We start from the raw sequence: 15,828 nt of genomic DNA, 5'->3' as shown, positions 1-15,828 counted from the left end.
GGACATCGGAGAATATCACCCCATATTACAACTTAAAGGTGTGCAAGGGCATCCTGGTGCCGGCGTCCCGCTCTGCACCAGCCCCGGCGGGAGGTCCGGGACGCGGCCCCCTGGACACCATCGGGTCCGGCCTGAACAGGGCCGGCCGTCGTCAGAAGGCCTGCCATATGGCGCGCGTCACACTCACCCTGGCGCTTGCGGCCCCACTCACGGAATGACGGCGAAGCGTGGACAAGGACGCGCCCCCGTTCGGCGCGCCCTTGTCCACAACGCGAAAAAGCGCTACCCGCCTGACCGTCCCAGACGTCAGGAGTCACCATGTCCGCGCCCAAGAAAGTCGTGCTTGCCTATTCCGGCGGCCTCGACACCTCGATCATCCTGAAATGGCTTCAGACCGAATACGGTTGCGAAGTCGTCACCTTCACCGCCGACCTCGGCCAGGGGGAGGAGCTGGACCCGGCCCGCAAGAAGGCGGAGCTGCTCGGCATCAAGCCCGAGAACATCTATATCGAGGACATCCGTGAAGAATTCGTGCGCGACTTCGTCTTCCCGATGTTCCGCGCCAACGCGGTCTACGAGGGGCTCTACCTGCTGGGCACCTCGATCGCCCGCCCGCTGATCTCCAAGCGCCTGATCGAGATCGCCGCCGAGACCGGCGCCGACGCCGTGGCCCATGGCGCCACCGGCAAGGGCAACGACCAGGTGCGGTTCGAACTGGCCGCCTATGCGCTGAACCCCGACATCAAGGTGATCGCGCCCTGGCGTCTTTGGGACCTGACCTCGCGCACGAAGCTGCTGGAATTCGCCGAGGCGAACCAGATCCCGATCGCCAAGGACAAACGCGGCGAGGCGCCCTTCTCGGTCGACGCGAACCTGCTGCACACCTCCTCCGAGGGCAAGGTGCTGGAGAATCCCGCCGAGGAGGCGCCCGATTACGTCTACCAGCGGACCGACGACCCGGTGCACGGGCCCGATACGCCCGAGATGATCGAGATCGCCTTCGAGAAGGGCGATCCGGTCGCGATCAACGGCGAGGCGATGTCGCCCGCCACGATCCTCACCAGGCTGAACGAATACGGCAAGCGCCACGGGATCGGCCGACTGGACTTTGTCGAGAACCGCTTCGTCGGGATGAAGTCGCGCGGGATCTACGAGACGCCGGGCGGGACGATCCTGCTGGAAGCGCACCGCGGGATCGAGCAGATCACGCTGGATTCGGGCGCCGGGCACCTGAAGGATTCGATCATGCCGCGCTATGCGGAGCTGATCTACAACGGCTTCTGGTTCTCGCCGGAGCGCGAGATGCTGCAGGCGCTGATCGACAAGAGCCAGGAGCATGTCACCGGCACCGTCCGCGTCCAGCTCTTCAAGGGCGCCGCCCGGACCGTCGCGCGCTGGTCGGACCATTCGCTCTATTCCGAGGCGCATGTCACCTTCGAGGAGGACGCCGGCGCCTACGACCAGACGGACGCGCAGGGCTTCATCCAGCTCAACGCGCTGCGGCTCAAGCTGCTGGCCGCCCGGAAGCGGCGGCTGGAGACGTAAGCTCTCCGGATCGGACCGAAAAAGGCGCCCCGCCCCGGGCGCCTTTTTTCTTTGCCGTGGTGCCCCGCCCCGCAAGGCGGGATCGCCGGAGGGAGGGAGATGTCCGGCCGTCACGAGATGGAGGCCGGGCGTCGGCCCGGCACCCCCTCACGCCTTGCGCAGCTCCGGCGCCACCTTCGTCCCCAGCACCTCGATCGCCTTCATCATCTCGGCGTGGTCGATGATCCCGATCGCCATCTGGATGCCCACGCGGTCGAAGCCGAGGTCCTCCTTCAGCCCGAGGATCTTGTCCACCAGCTGCGCCGGGGACCCCACGAACATCGCCCCCTCCGGCCCGATCGAGGCGTCGAACTGCGCGCGGGTCTGCGGCGCCCAGCCGCGTTCCCGGCCGATCTGGTCCATCACCGCCTTCTGCGCCGGGAAGAACACGTCGGCGGCGCGCTGGCTGTCCTCGCCCACGAAGCCGTGCACGTTCAGCGACACCCGCGTCTTGTCCGCGGTGCCGGCCTGGGCCGCCGCCTTGCGGTAGAGGTCCGCCAGCGGCGCGAAGCGGCGCGGCTGCCCGCCGATGATCGCCAGCGCCATGGGCAGGCCCAGCGCGCCCGCGCGCACCGCGGATTGCGGCGTCCCGCCGACCGCGATCCAGACCGGCAGATCGCCGACCGGACGCGGATAGACGCCCAGCCCCTCGACCGCGGGCGTGAACTTGGTGCCGGGCCAGACCAGCTCGGTCTTGTCGCGGATCGCCAGCAGCATCGCCAGCTTGTCCTCGAACAGCTCGTCGTAATCGCGCAGATCATGCCCGAACAAGGGGAAACTCTCGATGAACGAGCCGCGGCCCACCATCAGCTCGGCCCGCCCCTGCGAAAGGTTGTCGACCGTCGAATATTGCTGGAAGACGCGGATCGGATCGTCCGAGGACAGGACCGACACGGCCGAGCTCAGGCGGATGCGCTTCGTTTCACGCGCGGCGGCCGCCAGCACGACGGGCGGCGAGGAAATCGCGTAGTTCGGCCGGTGGTGTTCGCCCAGCCCGTAGAAATCGAGGCCCACCTCGTCGGCGAGCCGGATCTCCTCCATGAGGTTCTCGAGCCGCTGCTGCCAGTTGACCTCGGTGCCGGTCGCGGGGTCCCGCCCGACATCGCCGAATGTGTAGAGTCCGAGTTCCATTGCCGTCTCCCTTCGTTTCCGCGCAATCTAGGGCTGCGGCGAGGGCGGGAACAGGCGGGTGCGCGCACATCTCCTGCGCGTCGGAACACGAGAAGGGGACCGGCGGCAATGGCCGGTCCCAGGTGTGTCGGTCCGCCGGATCTTCTGCTCCGCCGGGGCAATGGCAGAGCCCGTCCGGTCGGGGTGGCCGCACGGGCCGCACTGGGTAACAGCCGCGCCGACCCCAAAGACGGCGCGACTGGCAGAGTCACGAAACACGCGTGACGATAGTTTCACCGGTGTCGATGCTTTTCCGGACGTCGCGGAGTCACTCGGCGGTGATCGTCGTCATCACGAGGTTGCCGTCGGGCTTGATCGGCCCGTCTTCCTTGGCGCCCAGCGTGTATTCGAAGGCGCCGGTCTTCATGCCGCCGGCTTCGGAATGGACCATGAGCATGAGCATGTCGCCCGAGGCGACCTCTTCGGTCAGGATCGCCGCCACGTCCATCGTTTCGCCCATCCGGAGCGGCGCATAGCCCACCACGGGGCCGGGCTTCATCTCGGAATCCGTGCGGTGCACGACCAGCCAGCCGTTCTCGGGCGCGACGATCCTGGTTGCGCTGACGACGCCGTTCGACACGTCCTGATCCGAGGCCTCGACCATGGGGGTCATGGAGTGGTTGTCGGCGAAGGCTGCGCCGGCGGTCAGCATGAGGGCGGCGGGGATGGCAAGAAACTTCATGAATTACTCTCCCTTGGGGGTTTCGGCCCGGGCTTGTCCCGGGCGCTGCACCAGACACGGGAGGCGCGGCGGGAGAGTTTCAGACGGTCAGCCGCCGGGCATGCAGCCGTTCATAGTAAGGCAGCGCGGCCTCGGCCAGGGCGGCGGCATCGCCCTCCAGATCCGGCAGAGGCCCCTCGGCCCCCGCGAACCCGGTCGAACGGTGCACCGCGTCGTACCAATGCGCGGCCCAGACACCGTCCACAGCGCGGGGCCCCGCCCTCCACGCCAGCACGGACGGATCCCAGCCCAGCCCGATCGCGTCGCAGAGCGCACGCAGCATCCCCTCGGGATCGCGGCGGATGTCGGCGGCGTCGATCACCACGGCCGTGCCGCCGGTCAGCTCGTACAGCTCGGCCTGCTGGACGAAGCCGATCTCGTCCAGCCCGGGGCGGTCATAGCGGGCCGCGAAGCTGGCCACCACGCGGGCCGGATGGCGGATGAGGAAGACGTTAACCATGTCGCGGATCCAGTCGCGCGGCACGCCCGGGACCATGTGCTGCGCCATGTGCTTCTGCCAGACATGGCGCCCCTCGGGCTCGGGCGCGGCGAGCTTCGCGACCACCTCGGCCGGGTCCTGCGGCTGCGCGGCGAGGATCGCGTCGCCCATCGGGTGCACCCGCCCGGTGCGCGCGAGGTAGGCGGCGTAGAACGGTTCGTCCACGGCAGTGAAATCGGGCCGGTTGTCGAAAGCGTACATCATGGCGGTCGACAGGTTGCGCGGGCCGGACCAGCAGGCGATCTTCATGGCGTCCTTCCTTTTCCGGCCTTTATCGACGCCCGATCACACCGTCTCAAGTCCGTGCGAACGGATCCTCTTTCCATCGGCCGAAAGGATCAAGGCGCTCTGGGGCGGCGCGGCGCCCCCGGTCAACCATGCGCCGGGGGCGCCCAGGTCTCCACCTCCGACAGCGACGGGATGGCGTCCGCGGTGCCGCGCCGAGTGACCTTGAGCGCCGCCGCCTTCGCGGCAAGGGGGATCGCCGCCTCCATGGACAGGCCCCGGTCGAGCCCTGCCAGCAGATAGCCGGTGAAGGTGTCGCCTGCGCCCGTGGTGTCCACCGCCGTGACCGCCACAGCCGGGAAATCGCGCGATTGCCCTGTCTTCGTGTCGATCCAGCGGACCCCGTCGGCGCCCAGCGTGATGACTATGCCGGCCACCGGCAGCGCCTCGGGCGCCAGCCCCGTTGCCTCTTGCAGCTGGCGTGCCTCCACAGCGTTCAGCACGAGCAGGTCCGCGACGTCCAGCATCTTCCGCACCGCTTCGACCTCGAAAGGCGCGGCGGCATAGACCACCCGCAGCCCGCGCGACCGCGCGATGTCGGCGCCGGCGCGCTGGAGGTTGGTCTCGTTCTGGCAGACGAAGATGTCGCCCTCCCGCGCCTCGGCGAAGGCGGTGTCGATGCGGGCGGGCTCGAGCGCGCGGTTCGCGCCGCCGTAGATCGTGATCTGGTTCTCGCCCGCCGCATCGACCGAGATGATCGCGTGGCCCGACGCTTCGGCACTTTCCGCCAGATGGCGCACGGAGACGCCGTAATCCGCCAGCCGCGCCTTCATCCAGAGCCCGTCGGGCCCCACGGCGCCCACCAGTTCGACCGGCGCCCCGCCGCGGGCCGCAGCGACGGCCATGTTGGCGCCCTTGCCGCCCAGACCCCTTGAATAGTCACTGGCGGCGAGCGTTTCCCCCGGTGCCGGCAGGTGCGGCAGCCGGTAGAAATGGTCGGCATTGACCGAGCCGAGGCACCAGATCGTCACCTCAGCCGACCTTGCAGGCGGCAAGCAGCGCCATGTTCATGATGTCCGAGACGGTCGAGTTGGTGGAGCAGATCTGGATCGGGCTTTCGACGCCCGCAAGGATCGGCCCGATGACCGTCGCGCCCGCCATCTCCTGCATGAGCTTGACGCTGATGCTGGCCGAATGCCGCGCCGGAACCACGAGGATGTTCGCCGGTCCGGTCAGCCGCGAGAACGGGAAATGCCGCGCGGCCTCCATGTTCAGCGCGACGTCGACCGTCATCTCGCCCTCGAACTCGAAATCCACCCCGCGCTCTTCGAGCACCCGCGGCGCGATATGCATCTTCTCGGCCCGTTCCGAGACCGGGTAGCCGAAGGTCGAGAAGCTGACGAAGGCGACCCGCGGCTCGAGCCCCAGATCCCGCGCCACCGAGGCCGCCCGCTCGGCGATATTCGCGAGGTCGTTCTCGTCCGGCCATTCATGCACCAGCGTGTCGGCGATCAGCACGATCCGCCCCTTGTGAAGCAGCGCCGTCACCCCCGCCGCGCCCATCTCGGTATTCGCGTCGATGACGTTGTTGATCAGCTCCAGCACATGCGCCGACTTCCGCGTCGCGCCCGTCACCAGCCCGTCGCCGACACCATGCGCCAGCAGCAGCGCGCTGAACACGTGCCGGTCCCGCGCGGCCATGCGATGAATGTCGATCTGGTCGAACCCCTTCCGCTGGAGCCGGTTGTAGAGGAACTGCTTGTAGGTCTCGAGATGCGGGGTCATCGCCGCATTCACGATCTGCAGCTCGCCGACCGCATCCCCCATCCCCGCCGCTTCCAGCTTGGCCTTCACGTCCGCCTCGCGGCCCACGACGATCGCATCGCCATAGCCGTTGCGCTGGTACATGACCGCCGCGCGGAGCACCCGCGGATCGTCGCCCTCCGCAAAGATCATCCGCGCCTGCGCCCGGCGCGCCCGCGTGGCGATCCCGCGCAGGATGCTGGCGGTCGGGTCCATGCGGCTCTTGAGGCTCAGCTCGTAGGCCTCCATGTCGATGATCGGGCGCCGGGCGGCCCCGGTCTCCATCCCGGCACGGGCGACGGCGGGCGGGATCCGGTGGATCAGCCGCGGGTCGAAGGGCGTCGGGATGATGTAATCGCGCCCGAAAGTGAGCGTCTTGCCATAGGCGACGGCAACCTCGTCCGGCACGTCCTCGCGCGCCAGCTCGGCCAGCGCCTCGGCGCAGGCGATCTTCATCTCGTCGTTGATCGCGCGGGCATGGATGTCGAGCGCGCCGCGGAAGAGATAGGGGAAGCCCAGCACGTTGTTCACCTGGTTCGGATAATCGCTGCGCCCCGTCGCGACGATGGCATCCTCGCGGATCTCATGCGCCTCTTCCGGCGTGATCTCGGGATCCGGGTTCGCCATGGCGAAGATCACCGGGTCGGGCCCCATGCTCTCCACCATCTTCGCCGTCACCGCGCCCTTCACCGAGACGCCCAGGAAGACATCCGCCCCCACCATCGCCTCTTCCAGGGTGCGCAGGTCGGTCTTCACCGCATGGGCCGATTTCCACTGGTTCATCCCCTCGGTCCGGCCCTGGTAGATGACGCCCTTGGTGTCGCAGACGATGCAGTTCTCGTTCTTGGCGCCCATCCGTTTCAGAAGCTCGATACAGGCGATCCCCGCCGCGCCGGCGCCGTTCAGCACGATCCGGCACTCCTCAATCGTCTTCCCGTTCAGGTGCAGCGCGTTGATCAGACCCGCCGCGCAGATCACCGCGGTGCCGTGCTGGTCGTCGTGGAAGACCGGGATCTCCATCTCTTCCTTGAGCCGCTGCTCGATGATGAAGCACTCGGGCGCCTTGATGTCCTCCAGGTTGATGCCGCCGAAGGTCGGCTCCATCAGCTTCACCGCGTTGACGAAGGCATCGACATCCTGCGTGTCCAGCTCGATGTCGATGGAGTTCACGTCGGCGAAGCGCTTGAACAGGACCGCCTTCCCTTCCATCACCGGCTTCGAGGCCAGCGCGCCCAGGTTCCCCAGCCCCAGAACCGCCGTCCCGTTCGAGATCACGGCGACGAGGTTGCCCTTCGTCGTGTAGTCATAGGCGGTCTCGGGGTTCTCGTGGATCGCCTCGCAGGGGACGGCGACGCCCGGCGAATAGGCGAGCGACAGGTCCCGCTGGGTGGTCATCGGCACGGTGGCGGCGATTTCCAGCTTGCCGGGGCTCGGCTCAAGATGGAATTGCAGCGCTTCCTCCGGCGTGATCCGGCTGCGGGTGCGGGTCATGGCCTCTCTCCCCTTCGTCCAAGGCCCGGGCGTCTTACACGGGGTCAGCCTGCCACTCAACAGAAAGGCGCTTTCGGCTTTCACCCTGTGGGCCGGGTCATTAGAATCCGACCCAACCATGGGGGACCCAGTGAACCAGCAGACCGCAGCCGTGACGCCGATGATGGCGCAGTACCTTGAGATCAAGGCGCAATATCCGGATGCCCTGCTGTTCTACCGGATGGGCGATTTCTACGAGATGTTCTTCGACGACGCCGTCGCGGCGGCCGAGGCGCTGGACATCGCCCTGACCAAGCGCGGCAAGCACCTGGGCGAGGACATCCCGATGTGCGGCGTGCCCGTGCATTCGGCCGAGAGCTACCTGCTGACGCTGATCCGCAAGGGCTTCCGCGTCGCCGTCGGCGAGCAGATGGAAAGCCCGGAGGAGGCGAAGAAGCGCGGCTCGAAGTCCGTCGTGGCGCGCGACGTGGTGCGGCTGGTCACGCCCGGCACCCTGACCGAGGAGTCCCTGCTCGACGCCCGGCGGCACAATTACCTCTGCGCCTATGCGCTGGTCCGCGACGCGGGCGCGCTGGCCTGGGTCGACATCTCGACCGGCGCCTTCCACGTGATGCCCCTGCCGCCCGTCCGCCTCGGGCCGGAGCTGGCCCGCCTGGCCCCCTCGGAAGTGCTGATCTCCGAAGCGATCGAACGCGATTTCGCCGAAACGGTCTCTGATATCGGGCCCGCCCTGACGCCGCTCTCCCGGGCGAGCTTCGACAGCACGAACGGCGAACAGCGGCTCACCTCGCTCTTCTCCGTCTCCACGCTCGAGGCCTTCGGCACCTTCTCCCGCCCCGAGCTCGCCGCCATGGGCGCCATCGTCGACTACCTCGAGATCACGCAGCGCGGGAAGCTCCCGCTCCTCCGCCCGCCCGTCCGCGAGGCCGAGGAGCGCGTCATGCAGATCGACGCCGCCACCCGCCGGAACCTCGAGCTGACCCATGCACTGGGCGGCGGCCGCGCCGGGTCGCTCCTGGCCACGATCGACCGGACCGTCACCCCCGGCGGCGCGCGGCTGCTGGAGCGGCGGCTCTCCAGCCCCTCCCGCGTGCCCCACGTGATCGAGAACCGTCTCGAAGCCGTGGATTTCGCGCTGGAAAACACCCGGCTGGCCTCGGACCTCCGCGAGGCGCTGCGCAAGGTCCCCGACCTCGACCGCGCCCTCTCCCGCCTCTCGCTCGACCGCGGCGGCCCCCGCGACCTCGCCGCGATCCGCAACGGGCTGGGCCAGGCCGAAGCGATCCGCGACCTGCTCGGCACGGCCGAGCTGCCCGCCCTGCTGGCCGAGGCCGCGCGCGATTTCACCGGCCACGACGACCTCCTCGCCCTGCTCGACGCCGCGCTCGTCGCCGAGCCCCCGCTGCTGGCCCGCGACGGCGGCTTCATCGCACCGGGTTACGACCCCGACCTCGACGCCGCGCGGGAACTGCGCGACGAAGGCCGGGGCGTGATCGCGAAAATGCAGGGGCAATACGCCGAGCAGACCGGCATCTCCTCGATGAAGATCAAGCACAACAACGTGCTGGGCTACTTCATCGAGGTGACCGCCACCCATGCCGAGAAGATGCTCTCCGAGCCCCTCTCCGACACGTTCCGGCACCGCCAGACGACGGCCAACCAGCTCCGCTTCACCACGCCCGAGCTCTCCGAGATCGAGACCCGCATCCACAATGCCGCCGGCGAGGCGCTGGAGATCGAAAAGCGTCTCTATGACAACCTCAAGTCGGCCATTCTCGACGCCGCCGACCGGATCGCCGCCACTGCCCGGGCGCTCTCGGAATTCGACCTCGCCACCGCACTGGCCGAGATCTCCCGCACCGAGAACTGGACCCGCCCGAAGATCTCCGCCACCCGCGCGCTCCGCATCGAGGGCGGCCGCCACCCGGTCGTCGAGGCCGCCCTCACCCGCCAGGGCGCGCCCTTCATCGCCAACGATTGCGACCTCTCGGACGACCCGGCCCGCATCTGGCTCCTGACCGGCCCGAACATGGCCGGCAAATCGACCTTCCTCCGCCAGAACGCGCTGATCGTGCTGCTCGCGCAGATGGGCAGCCACGTTCCGGCGACGGAGGCCGAGATCGGTGTCGTCTCCCAGCTCTTCTCCCGCGTGGGCGCCAGCGACGACCTCGCCCGCGGCCGCTCCACCTTCATGGTCGAGATGGTCGAGACCGCGGCGATCCTGAACCAGGCCGACGCCTCCGCCCTCGTCATCCTCGACGAGATCGGCCGCGGGACGGCAACCTATGACGGCCTCTCCATCGCCTGGGCCACGCTCGAACACCTGCACGAGGTGAACCACTGCCGCGCCCTCTTCGCGACCCATTACCACGAGATGACGGCGCTGGCCGGCAAGCTCCAGGGCGTCGACAACGCCACGGTGGCCGTCCGCGAACACGAGGGCGACGTGATCTTCCTGCACGAGGTTCGCCACGGGGCCGCCGACCGGAGCTACGGCGTCCAGGTCGCCCGCCTCGCCGGCCTCCCCGAGGCGGTCGTCTCCCGCGCCCGCGCGATCCTCGACATGCTGGAACAGGGCGACCGCGAGGGCGGCAAGGCCCATACCCTGATCGACGACCTCCCCCTCTTCGCCGCCGCGCCGCCGCCGCAGCCCAAAGCCGCCGCCCTCGCGCATCTCACCGAAGTGACGAAGCTCCTCGAAGACACCAACCCCGACGACCTCTCCCCGCGGGAAGCGCTCGAGATCCTCTACAAACTGAAAGAGGCGTCCCGCCCATAAGCGAAACGCCCCCACTTCATCTTTCCGGAAATACTCCGGGGGAGTCGGGCCGGAGGCCCGACGGGGGCAGAGCCCCCCTTACCCCGGGTTGGACGAGACGCCGACCTGCGCCGGCCGCAGCAGGCGGTCGTGCAGCATGAAGCCCTCGGCGGCGACCTGGATGATGTCGCCCGCCCTGGTCTCCGGCACCGGCGCCTCGAACATCGCCTGGTGCACCTTCGGATCGAACTTCTCGCCGACTTCCGGCGAAATCGGCTCGATTCCGTGCTTGCGGAAGACGTTCAGAAGCTCCCGCATCGTCAGCTGGATGCCCTCGATCAGCGCCGCGTTCTCCTCGCCGACGTCACCGGCCGCCTCGACCGCGCGCTTCATGTTGTCATAGACCGGCAGCATGTCGCGGGCGAGTTTCGAGCCGCCGTAATTCTCCGCCTCGCGGCGGTCCTTGTCGGCGCGCTTGCGGGAATTCTCGGCATCCGCCAGCGCCCGCATGAAACGATCCTTCAGCTGGTCGCGTTCGGCGCGCAGCGCGTCCAGCTCGTCCTGTTCGATCGCGGCCGCATCCGGTTCCGCGTCTTCGCCATAGATCTCTTCCTCGGCGGCTTCGATATCGTCGAGGAAATCGTTCTCTTTCGGCTCAGCCATTCTTCACCTCTCGCTCCGGTCAGAGATCACGCGCCCGACCAGCTGCGCTGTATAGTCCACGATCGGCACGATCCGTCCGTAGTTCAGACGTGTGGGCCCGATGACCCCGACCGCGCCGATGATTTTTCGATCCGCGTTCATATAAGGAGAAACCACCAGAGAGGAACCCGAAAGTGAGAAAAGTTTGTTCTCCGACCCGATGAAAATCCTCACACCCTCTCCCGCTTCCGTGAGTTCGAGGAATTCGGCGATGTCGCGCTTGCGTTCGAGGTCGTCGAAGAGCTCCCGGATGCGGTCGAGGTCTTCCTGCGGCGTCTCTCCACCGAGGAGATTCGCCCTTCCCCGCACGATCAGCCGCTCGTGCCGGTCGCCGGTGTCGGTCCAGACGGCGAGCCCGTCCTCGACCATCGCGCGGGCCAGGACGTCGATCTCCTGACGTCGCGCGGCGATCTCGCGCTGGATGACGCCGCGCAGGTCCGAGATCGTCTTGCCCTCGATCAGCGCGTTCAGGAAATTCGCGGCCTCCCGCATCGACGAGGGCGTCTGGCCGGGCGGCGGCGTGAAGATCCGGTTCTCGACCCGGCCGTCGGCAAAGACCAGCACGACCAGCGCGCGGTCATGGCCCAGCCCGACGAATTCGATATGCTTGATCGGCGCCTCGTGCTTCGGGGCCAGCACCAGCGAGGCGCCCCGCGTCGCGCCCGACAGCGCCGCGCCGATCCGGTCGAGCATGCCGGTCACGTCGCCCGACCCGGCGACCGTGGCGTCGATCATCTCGCGGTCGTTCGCCTCGAGGTCGCGCACCTCGAGCAGCCCGTCCACGAACATCCGCAGCCCCTGCTGAGTCGGGATCCGCCCGGCCGAGACATGCGGCGAATTCAGCAGGCCGAGAAATTCGAGGTCCTGCATCACGTTGCGGATCGTCGCGGCGCTGACCTTCTCGCTCATCAGGCGGGTGAGCGTGCGCGAGCCCACGGGCTCCCCGCTCTCCAGGTAGCCTTCGACAACCCGCCGGAACACTTCGCGGGAGCGGTCATTGAGATCGTCGAGGATCGAGCTCTGCTCAGTCATCTGCGGTCCGGACCCTTGCCCTAGTCTGGCGGTCCATTAAAGAGCCCCCCTGCCAAAGGTCAATCGGGCTTGCCTTCACTTCTTCGGAGTGTCATCCCGATTGCATATCAGGAGGACCGACATGCGACCGTCAGGACGAGATCTAAGCGAAATGCGCCAGGTTTCAATCGAAACCGGGATCACGAAGCACGCGGAAGGGTCCTGCATGATCCGCATCGGCGACACCCACGTGCTGTGCACCGCGACGATCGAGGAACGGGTGCCGCCCTTCATCAAAGGCTCCGGCCAGGGCTGGGTCACGGCGGAATACGGGATGCTGCCGCGCTCCACCACCTCGCGGATGCGGCGCGAGGCGTCTGCCGGCAAGCAGGGCGGAAGAACCGTGGAAATTCAAAGGCTTATCGGTCGCGCACTGCGCGCCGGCGTGGATCGGAACGCGCTTGGCGAGCGCCAGATCACCGTCGATTGCGATGTGATCCAGGCCGACGGCGGAACGCGCTGCGCCTCGATCACCGGGGGCTGGGTCGCGCTGCGGCTGGCGGTCAACAAGCTGATGAAGACCGGCGACGTGGTGACCGACCCCCTGGTCGATCCGGTGGCGGCTGTCTCCTGCGGCATTTACGCGGGCCAGCCGGTGCTCGACCTCGATTACCCCGAGGACAGCGAGGCGGGTGTCGACGGCAACTTCATCATGACCGGCTCGGGCCGCCTGATCGAAGTGCAGATGTCGGCCGAGGGCGCGACCTATTCCCGCGACGAGATGAACAAGCTGCTCGACCTCGCCGAAAAGGGCGTCTCGGAACTGGTCGCCGCGCAGAAGGCCGCGACCGGTGCGTAGGTTCGACGGGCAGACGCTGGTCCTCGCCAGTCACAACAAGGGCAAGCTGCGGGAGATCGCCGATCTTCTCGCGCCCTTCGGCATCGAGGTCTCGTCTGCCGCCGACCATGGGCTCGACGAGCCCGAGGAGACCGAAAACACCTTCGCGGGCAATGCCCGGATCAAGGCCCATTACGCCGCGAAGGCGACCGGATTGCCGGCGCTGTCGGATGACAGCGGCATCATGGTCGACGCGCTCGACGGCGCGCCCGGCGTCTACACCGCCGACTGGGCCGAGACGCCCCAGGGTCGCGACTTCGTCATGGCGATGGAGAAGCTCTGGACCAGGCTCGAAGAGATCAACGCCCCCGCGCCGCGCCGCGCGTCCTTCAACAGCACGCTCTGTCTGGCCTGGCCCGACGGGCATGACGAGGTCTTCGTCGGCCAGGTTCAGGGTCAGGTCGTCTGGCCGATGCGCGGGGCCAATGGCTTCGGATTCGACCCTGTTTTCCTGCCGGACGGAGAAACCGAAACCTTCGGTGAGATGGACCCCGCGAAGAAGCACGGGATGAGCCACCGGGCCGAGGCGTTCCGCAAGCTGGTCGATGGCTGCTTCGCCTGACATCTCCGAGGACTGGCGCGCCGGCGGGTTCGGCATCTACCTGCACTGGCCCTTCTGCCAGGCGAAATGCCCCTATTGCGACTTCAATTCCCACGTCGTCGCCGCGGTCGACCACGACCGCTGGCAACGCGCCTTTCTGGCCGAGATCGACCGCCACGCGGAGATGGCGCCCGACCGCGTGGTGAGGTCGGTCTTCTTCGGCGGCGGCACCCCGTCGCTGATGCCCCCCGCGCTGGTCGAGGCGATCATCGACCGGCTCCGCGCCCGCTGGCCTTTCGCCAATGATGTCGAGATCACGCTCGAAGCCAACCCGACCTCGTCCGAGGCGCAGAAGTTCCGCGACTTCGCGCGCGCCGGGGTCAATCGGCTCTCGCTCGGCGTCCAGGCGCTGAACGATCGCGACCTCAAACGGCTCGGACGTCTGCACGACCTCGATCAGGCGCTCGCCGCTTTCGACATGGCGCGCGAGACCTTCGACCGGGTCAGTTTCGATCTGATCTACGCCCGGCAGGACCAGTCGCTCGAGGATTGGCGCGCCGAACTGGGTCGCGCGCTGGCGCTGGCCGTCGATCACATCTCGCTCTATCAACTGACCATCGAAGACGGCACCGCCTTTGGCGAACGCTTCCGGCATGGCGGCCTGCGCGGGCTTCCCTCCGACGAGCTCTCCGCCGAGCTTTACGCCCTGACGCAGGAGATGGCCGCAGCGGCGGGATTTTCCGCCTACGAGGTCTCGAACCTCGCCCGGCCCGGCGCGGAATCGCGGCACAACCTCGTCTACTGGCGCTACGGCGATTACCTCGGGATCGGACCCGGCGCGCATGGCCGGGTGACACTGGGCGGCACGCGTGTCGCGACCGAGTCGCCGCGGATGCCGGGGGCGTGGCTTGACGCGGTGGAGAACGGCAGGCCCGATCTGCGCGAAAGCCTCACCCGGGAAGATATGGCCGAGGAATTCCTGCTTTTCGGGCTACGTCTCAGCGAGGGGATCGACCTCAACCGTTTCTCAAGCCTTGCCGGGCATGAGCTGAACCCCAAACGGATCGCGATGATGGAGGAAATCGGGATGATCAGCCGCGCGGCCAACCGTATTTGCGCCACGCCCGAGGGGCGGATGGTGCTGAACTCGGTTCTGGCCGAGCTGATGCGGGACGATTGATGCGCTGGCTCTGGGCCGGTGCGGGCTGCCTCGCCGTCGCCCTTGGCGCGATCGGGATCGTGCTGCCGCTGCTGCCGACCGTGCCATTCCTGCTTCTGGCAGCCTTCTGCTTCGCCAGAAGCTCGGAGAATCTGCATAACTGGTTGATAAATCACGAAAAACTCGGCCCCCCCATCGAGGACTGGAACCGTCACGGCGCGATTTCGCTGCGTGCGAAGCGGCTGGCCACGCTCTCGGTCGCAGGGGTCTACATGATTTCGATCCTCGCGGGGTTGCGCCCCGCCCTGCTGATCATCCAGGGCGCGACGCTGTCCTGCGTGATGCTCTTCATCTGGACCCGGCCTAGCGGCCCCCGTTGAGCAGACGACAGATCGCATCCAGCCCGTCGAAACCGTCGTAGCGGATGGTGACCACCCCGGCCTCGCCACCCGGCTTGTGGTCCACCTGAACCTTCAGCCCGGTCGCGGCGGAAAGGTCGGCTTCCAGCGCCTTGGTGTCGGCGTCCTTCTCGACGACCTGGCGCGGTGCGGGCTTCGGCGCCGCTTCCTCAACGCCCTTCGCCAGCTTCTCGGTCTGGCGCACCGAGAGCCCGTCGCGCACGACCCGCCGCGCGATGGCAACCGGATCCTCGGCGGTGATCAACGCGCGGGCATGGCCCATGCTGAGCTTGCCTTCCTCGAGGAGATCCCGAACTTCGGCCGGAAGGTTCAGCAGCCGCAGCAGATTCGCGATATGCGACCGGCTCTTGCCAAGCGCCTCGGCCATTTTCTCCTGCGTGTGTCCGAACTTCTCCATCAGCTGCCGATAGCCCGCGGCTTCCTCCACCGGGTTCAGGTCCGCCCGCTGGATGTTCTCGATGATCGCGATCTCGAGCACTTCGGTGTCGTCGAAATCCCGCAGGATCACCGGCACCTCGTGCAGCTGCGCCGCCTGCGCCGCACGCCAGCGCCGTTCGCCGGCGACGATCTCGTATTCAGCGGTGCCGTTCACCTTCCGCCGCACGATCAGCGGCTGGATGATGCCCTTCTCGCGGATCGAGGCCGTCAACTCGTCCAGCTGCTCCTGCGTGAAGCGACGGCGCGGCTGCTCCGGGTTCGCGGCAATCACCTCGATCGGGAGCGTCATGTCATAGGCCCGCGGCGCCGCCGGCGTGGTGGCCCCGGCTTCAGGCTGCACATCCGCCATCAGGGCAGAGAGCCCCCGGCCGAGCCCGCGCGGTTTCTTCCTGTCGTTCATCGTCCCCTC

General features: G+C 67.7%; 14 protein-coding genes. 6 read left to right on the top strand and 8 right to left on the bottom strand.

Features of this window, described 5'->3' with window-relative positions; translation table 11 throughout:
- The first annotated feature begins 318 nt into the window (after positions 1-318).
- Positions 319-1,545, top strand: a complete 1,227-nt coding sequence (locus Q344_RS0112425; RefSeq protein ID WP_028287000.1) for an argininosuccinate synthase — start codon at positions 319-321, stop codon at positions 1,543-1,545.
- Positions 1,546-1,692: 147 nt separating this feature from the next.
- Here Q344_RS0112425 and Q344_RS0112420 read toward each other — a convergent pair whose 3' ends face one another.
- The 5 genes from Q344_RS0112420 to Q344_RS0112400 all read right to left on the bottom strand — a co-directional run bounded on the left by Q344_RS0112420 (position 1,693) and on the right by Q344_RS0112400 (position 7,493).
- A complete protein-coding gene (locus Q344_RS0112420) occupies positions 1,693-2,715 on the bottom strand; it encodes an Atu2307/SP_0267 family LLM class monooxygenase (RefSeq protein WP_028286999.1) in 1,023 nt (340 codons plus the stop codon).
- A gap of 307 nt (positions 2,716-3,022) precedes the next feature.
- Complete coding sequence (locus tag Q344_RS0112415; protein WP_028286998.1) at positions 3,023-3,436, bottom strand: DUF7282 domain-containing protein; 414 nt, start codon at positions 3,434-3,436, stop codon at positions 3,023-3,025.
- Positions 3,437-3,515: 79 nt separating this feature from the next.
- Positions 3,516-4,223, bottom strand: coding sequence for a sulfotransferase-like domain-containing protein (locus tag Q344_RS0112410; protein ID WP_028286997.1), 708 nt, complete (start codon positions 4,221-4,223; stop codon positions 3,516-3,518).
- Between the two features lie 122 nt (positions 4,224-4,345).
- Positions 4,346-5,230, bottom strand: a complete 885-nt coding sequence (locus Q344_RS0112405) for a ribokinase (protein ID WP_028286996.1) — start codon at positions 5,228-5,230, stop codon at positions 4,346-4,348.
- Position 5,231: 1 nt separating this feature from the next.
- Positions 5,232-7,493, bottom strand: coding sequence for an NADP-dependent malic enzyme (locus Q344_RS0112400; protein WP_028286995.1), 2,262 nt, complete (start codon positions 7,491-7,493; stop codon positions 5,232-5,234).
- 160 nt (positions 7,494-7,653) lie between these two features.
- Here Q344_RS0112400 and mutS point away from each other — a divergent pair, with 160 nt between their 5' ends.
- Positions 7,654-10,272 carry a DNA mismatch repair protein MutS gene (gene mutS, locus Q344_RS0112395; RefSeq protein ID WP_028286994.1) on the top strand — a complete coding sequence of 873 codons (2,619 nt, stop codon included), beginning with the start codon at positions 7,654-7,656 and terminating at the stop codon, positions 10,270-10,272.
- A 78-nt stretch (positions 10,273-10,350) separates the two neighbouring features.
- Here mutS and Q344_RS0112390 read toward each other — a convergent pair whose 3' ends face one another.
- Both Q344_RS0112390 and hrcA read right to left on the bottom strand, forming a co-directional pair.
- A complete protein-coding gene (locus Q344_RS0112390) occupies positions 10,351-10,914 on the bottom strand; it encodes a nucleotide exchange factor GrpE (protein WP_028286993.1) in 564 nt (187 codons plus the stop codon).
- Between the two features lie 3 nt (positions 10,915-10,917).
- A complete protein-coding gene (gene hrcA / locus Q344_RS0112385) occupies positions 10,918-11,985 on the bottom strand; it encodes a heat-inducible transcriptional repressor HrcA (protein ID WP_028286992.1) in 1,068 nt (355 codons plus the stop codon).
- Positions 11,986-12,106: 121 nt separating this feature from the next.
- Here hrcA and rph point away from each other — a divergent pair, with 121 nt between their 5' ends.
- The 4 genes from rph to Q344_RS0112365 are packed head-to-tail and all read left to right on the top strand — an operon-like array spanning position 12,107 to position 14,942.
- Complete coding sequence (gene rph / locus Q344_RS0112380; RefSeq protein ID WP_028286991.1) at positions 12,107-12,823, top strand: ribonuclease PH; 717 nt, start codon at positions 12,107-12,109, stop codon at positions 12,821-12,823.
- On the top strand, positions 12,816-13,424 hold the full coding sequence (gene rdgB, locus Q344_RS0112375; RefSeq protein ID WP_028286990.1) for an RdgB/HAM1 family non-canonical purine NTP pyrophosphatase: 609 nt from the start codon (positions 12,816-12,818) through the stop codon (positions 13,422-13,424). Before rph ends, rdgB begins: the two co-directional genes overlap by 8 nt.
- A complete protein-coding gene (gene hemW / locus Q344_RS0112370) occupies positions 13,408-14,583 on the top strand; it encodes a radical SAM family heme chaperone HemW (RefSeq protein WP_051630599.1) in 1,176 nt (391 codons plus the stop codon). The genes rdgB and hemW overlap by 17 nt, the downstream gene beginning before the upstream one ends.
- Entirely contained in the window at positions 14,583-14,942 is a 360-nt protein-coding gene (locus Q344_RS0112365) for a YbaN family protein (protein WP_028286988.1), read from the top strand. The genes hemW and Q344_RS0112365 overlap by 1 nt, the downstream gene beginning before the upstream one ends.
- Here the strand turns inward: Q344_RS0112365 and Q344_RS0112360 are convergent.
- Positions 14,926-15,819, bottom strand: a complete 894-nt coding sequence (locus Q344_RS0112360) for a ParB/RepB/Spo0J family partition protein (RefSeq protein ID WP_028286987.1) — start codon at positions 15,817-15,819, stop codon at positions 14,926-14,928. The two genes, Q344_RS0112365 and Q344_RS0112360, sit on opposite strands and share 17 nt — an antisense overlap.
- Positions 15,820-15,828: the final 9 nt, after the last annotated feature.

It is taken from the genome of Pseudooceanicola nanhaiensis DSM 18065 (genome assembly GCF_000688295.1).
Taxonomy (GTDB): Bacteria; Pseudomonadota; Alphaproteobacteria; order Rhodobacterales; family Rhodobacteraceae; genus Pseudooceanicola; species Pseudooceanicola nanhaiensis.
This window is presented reverse-complemented; position numbering and strand designations above follow the sequence as displayed.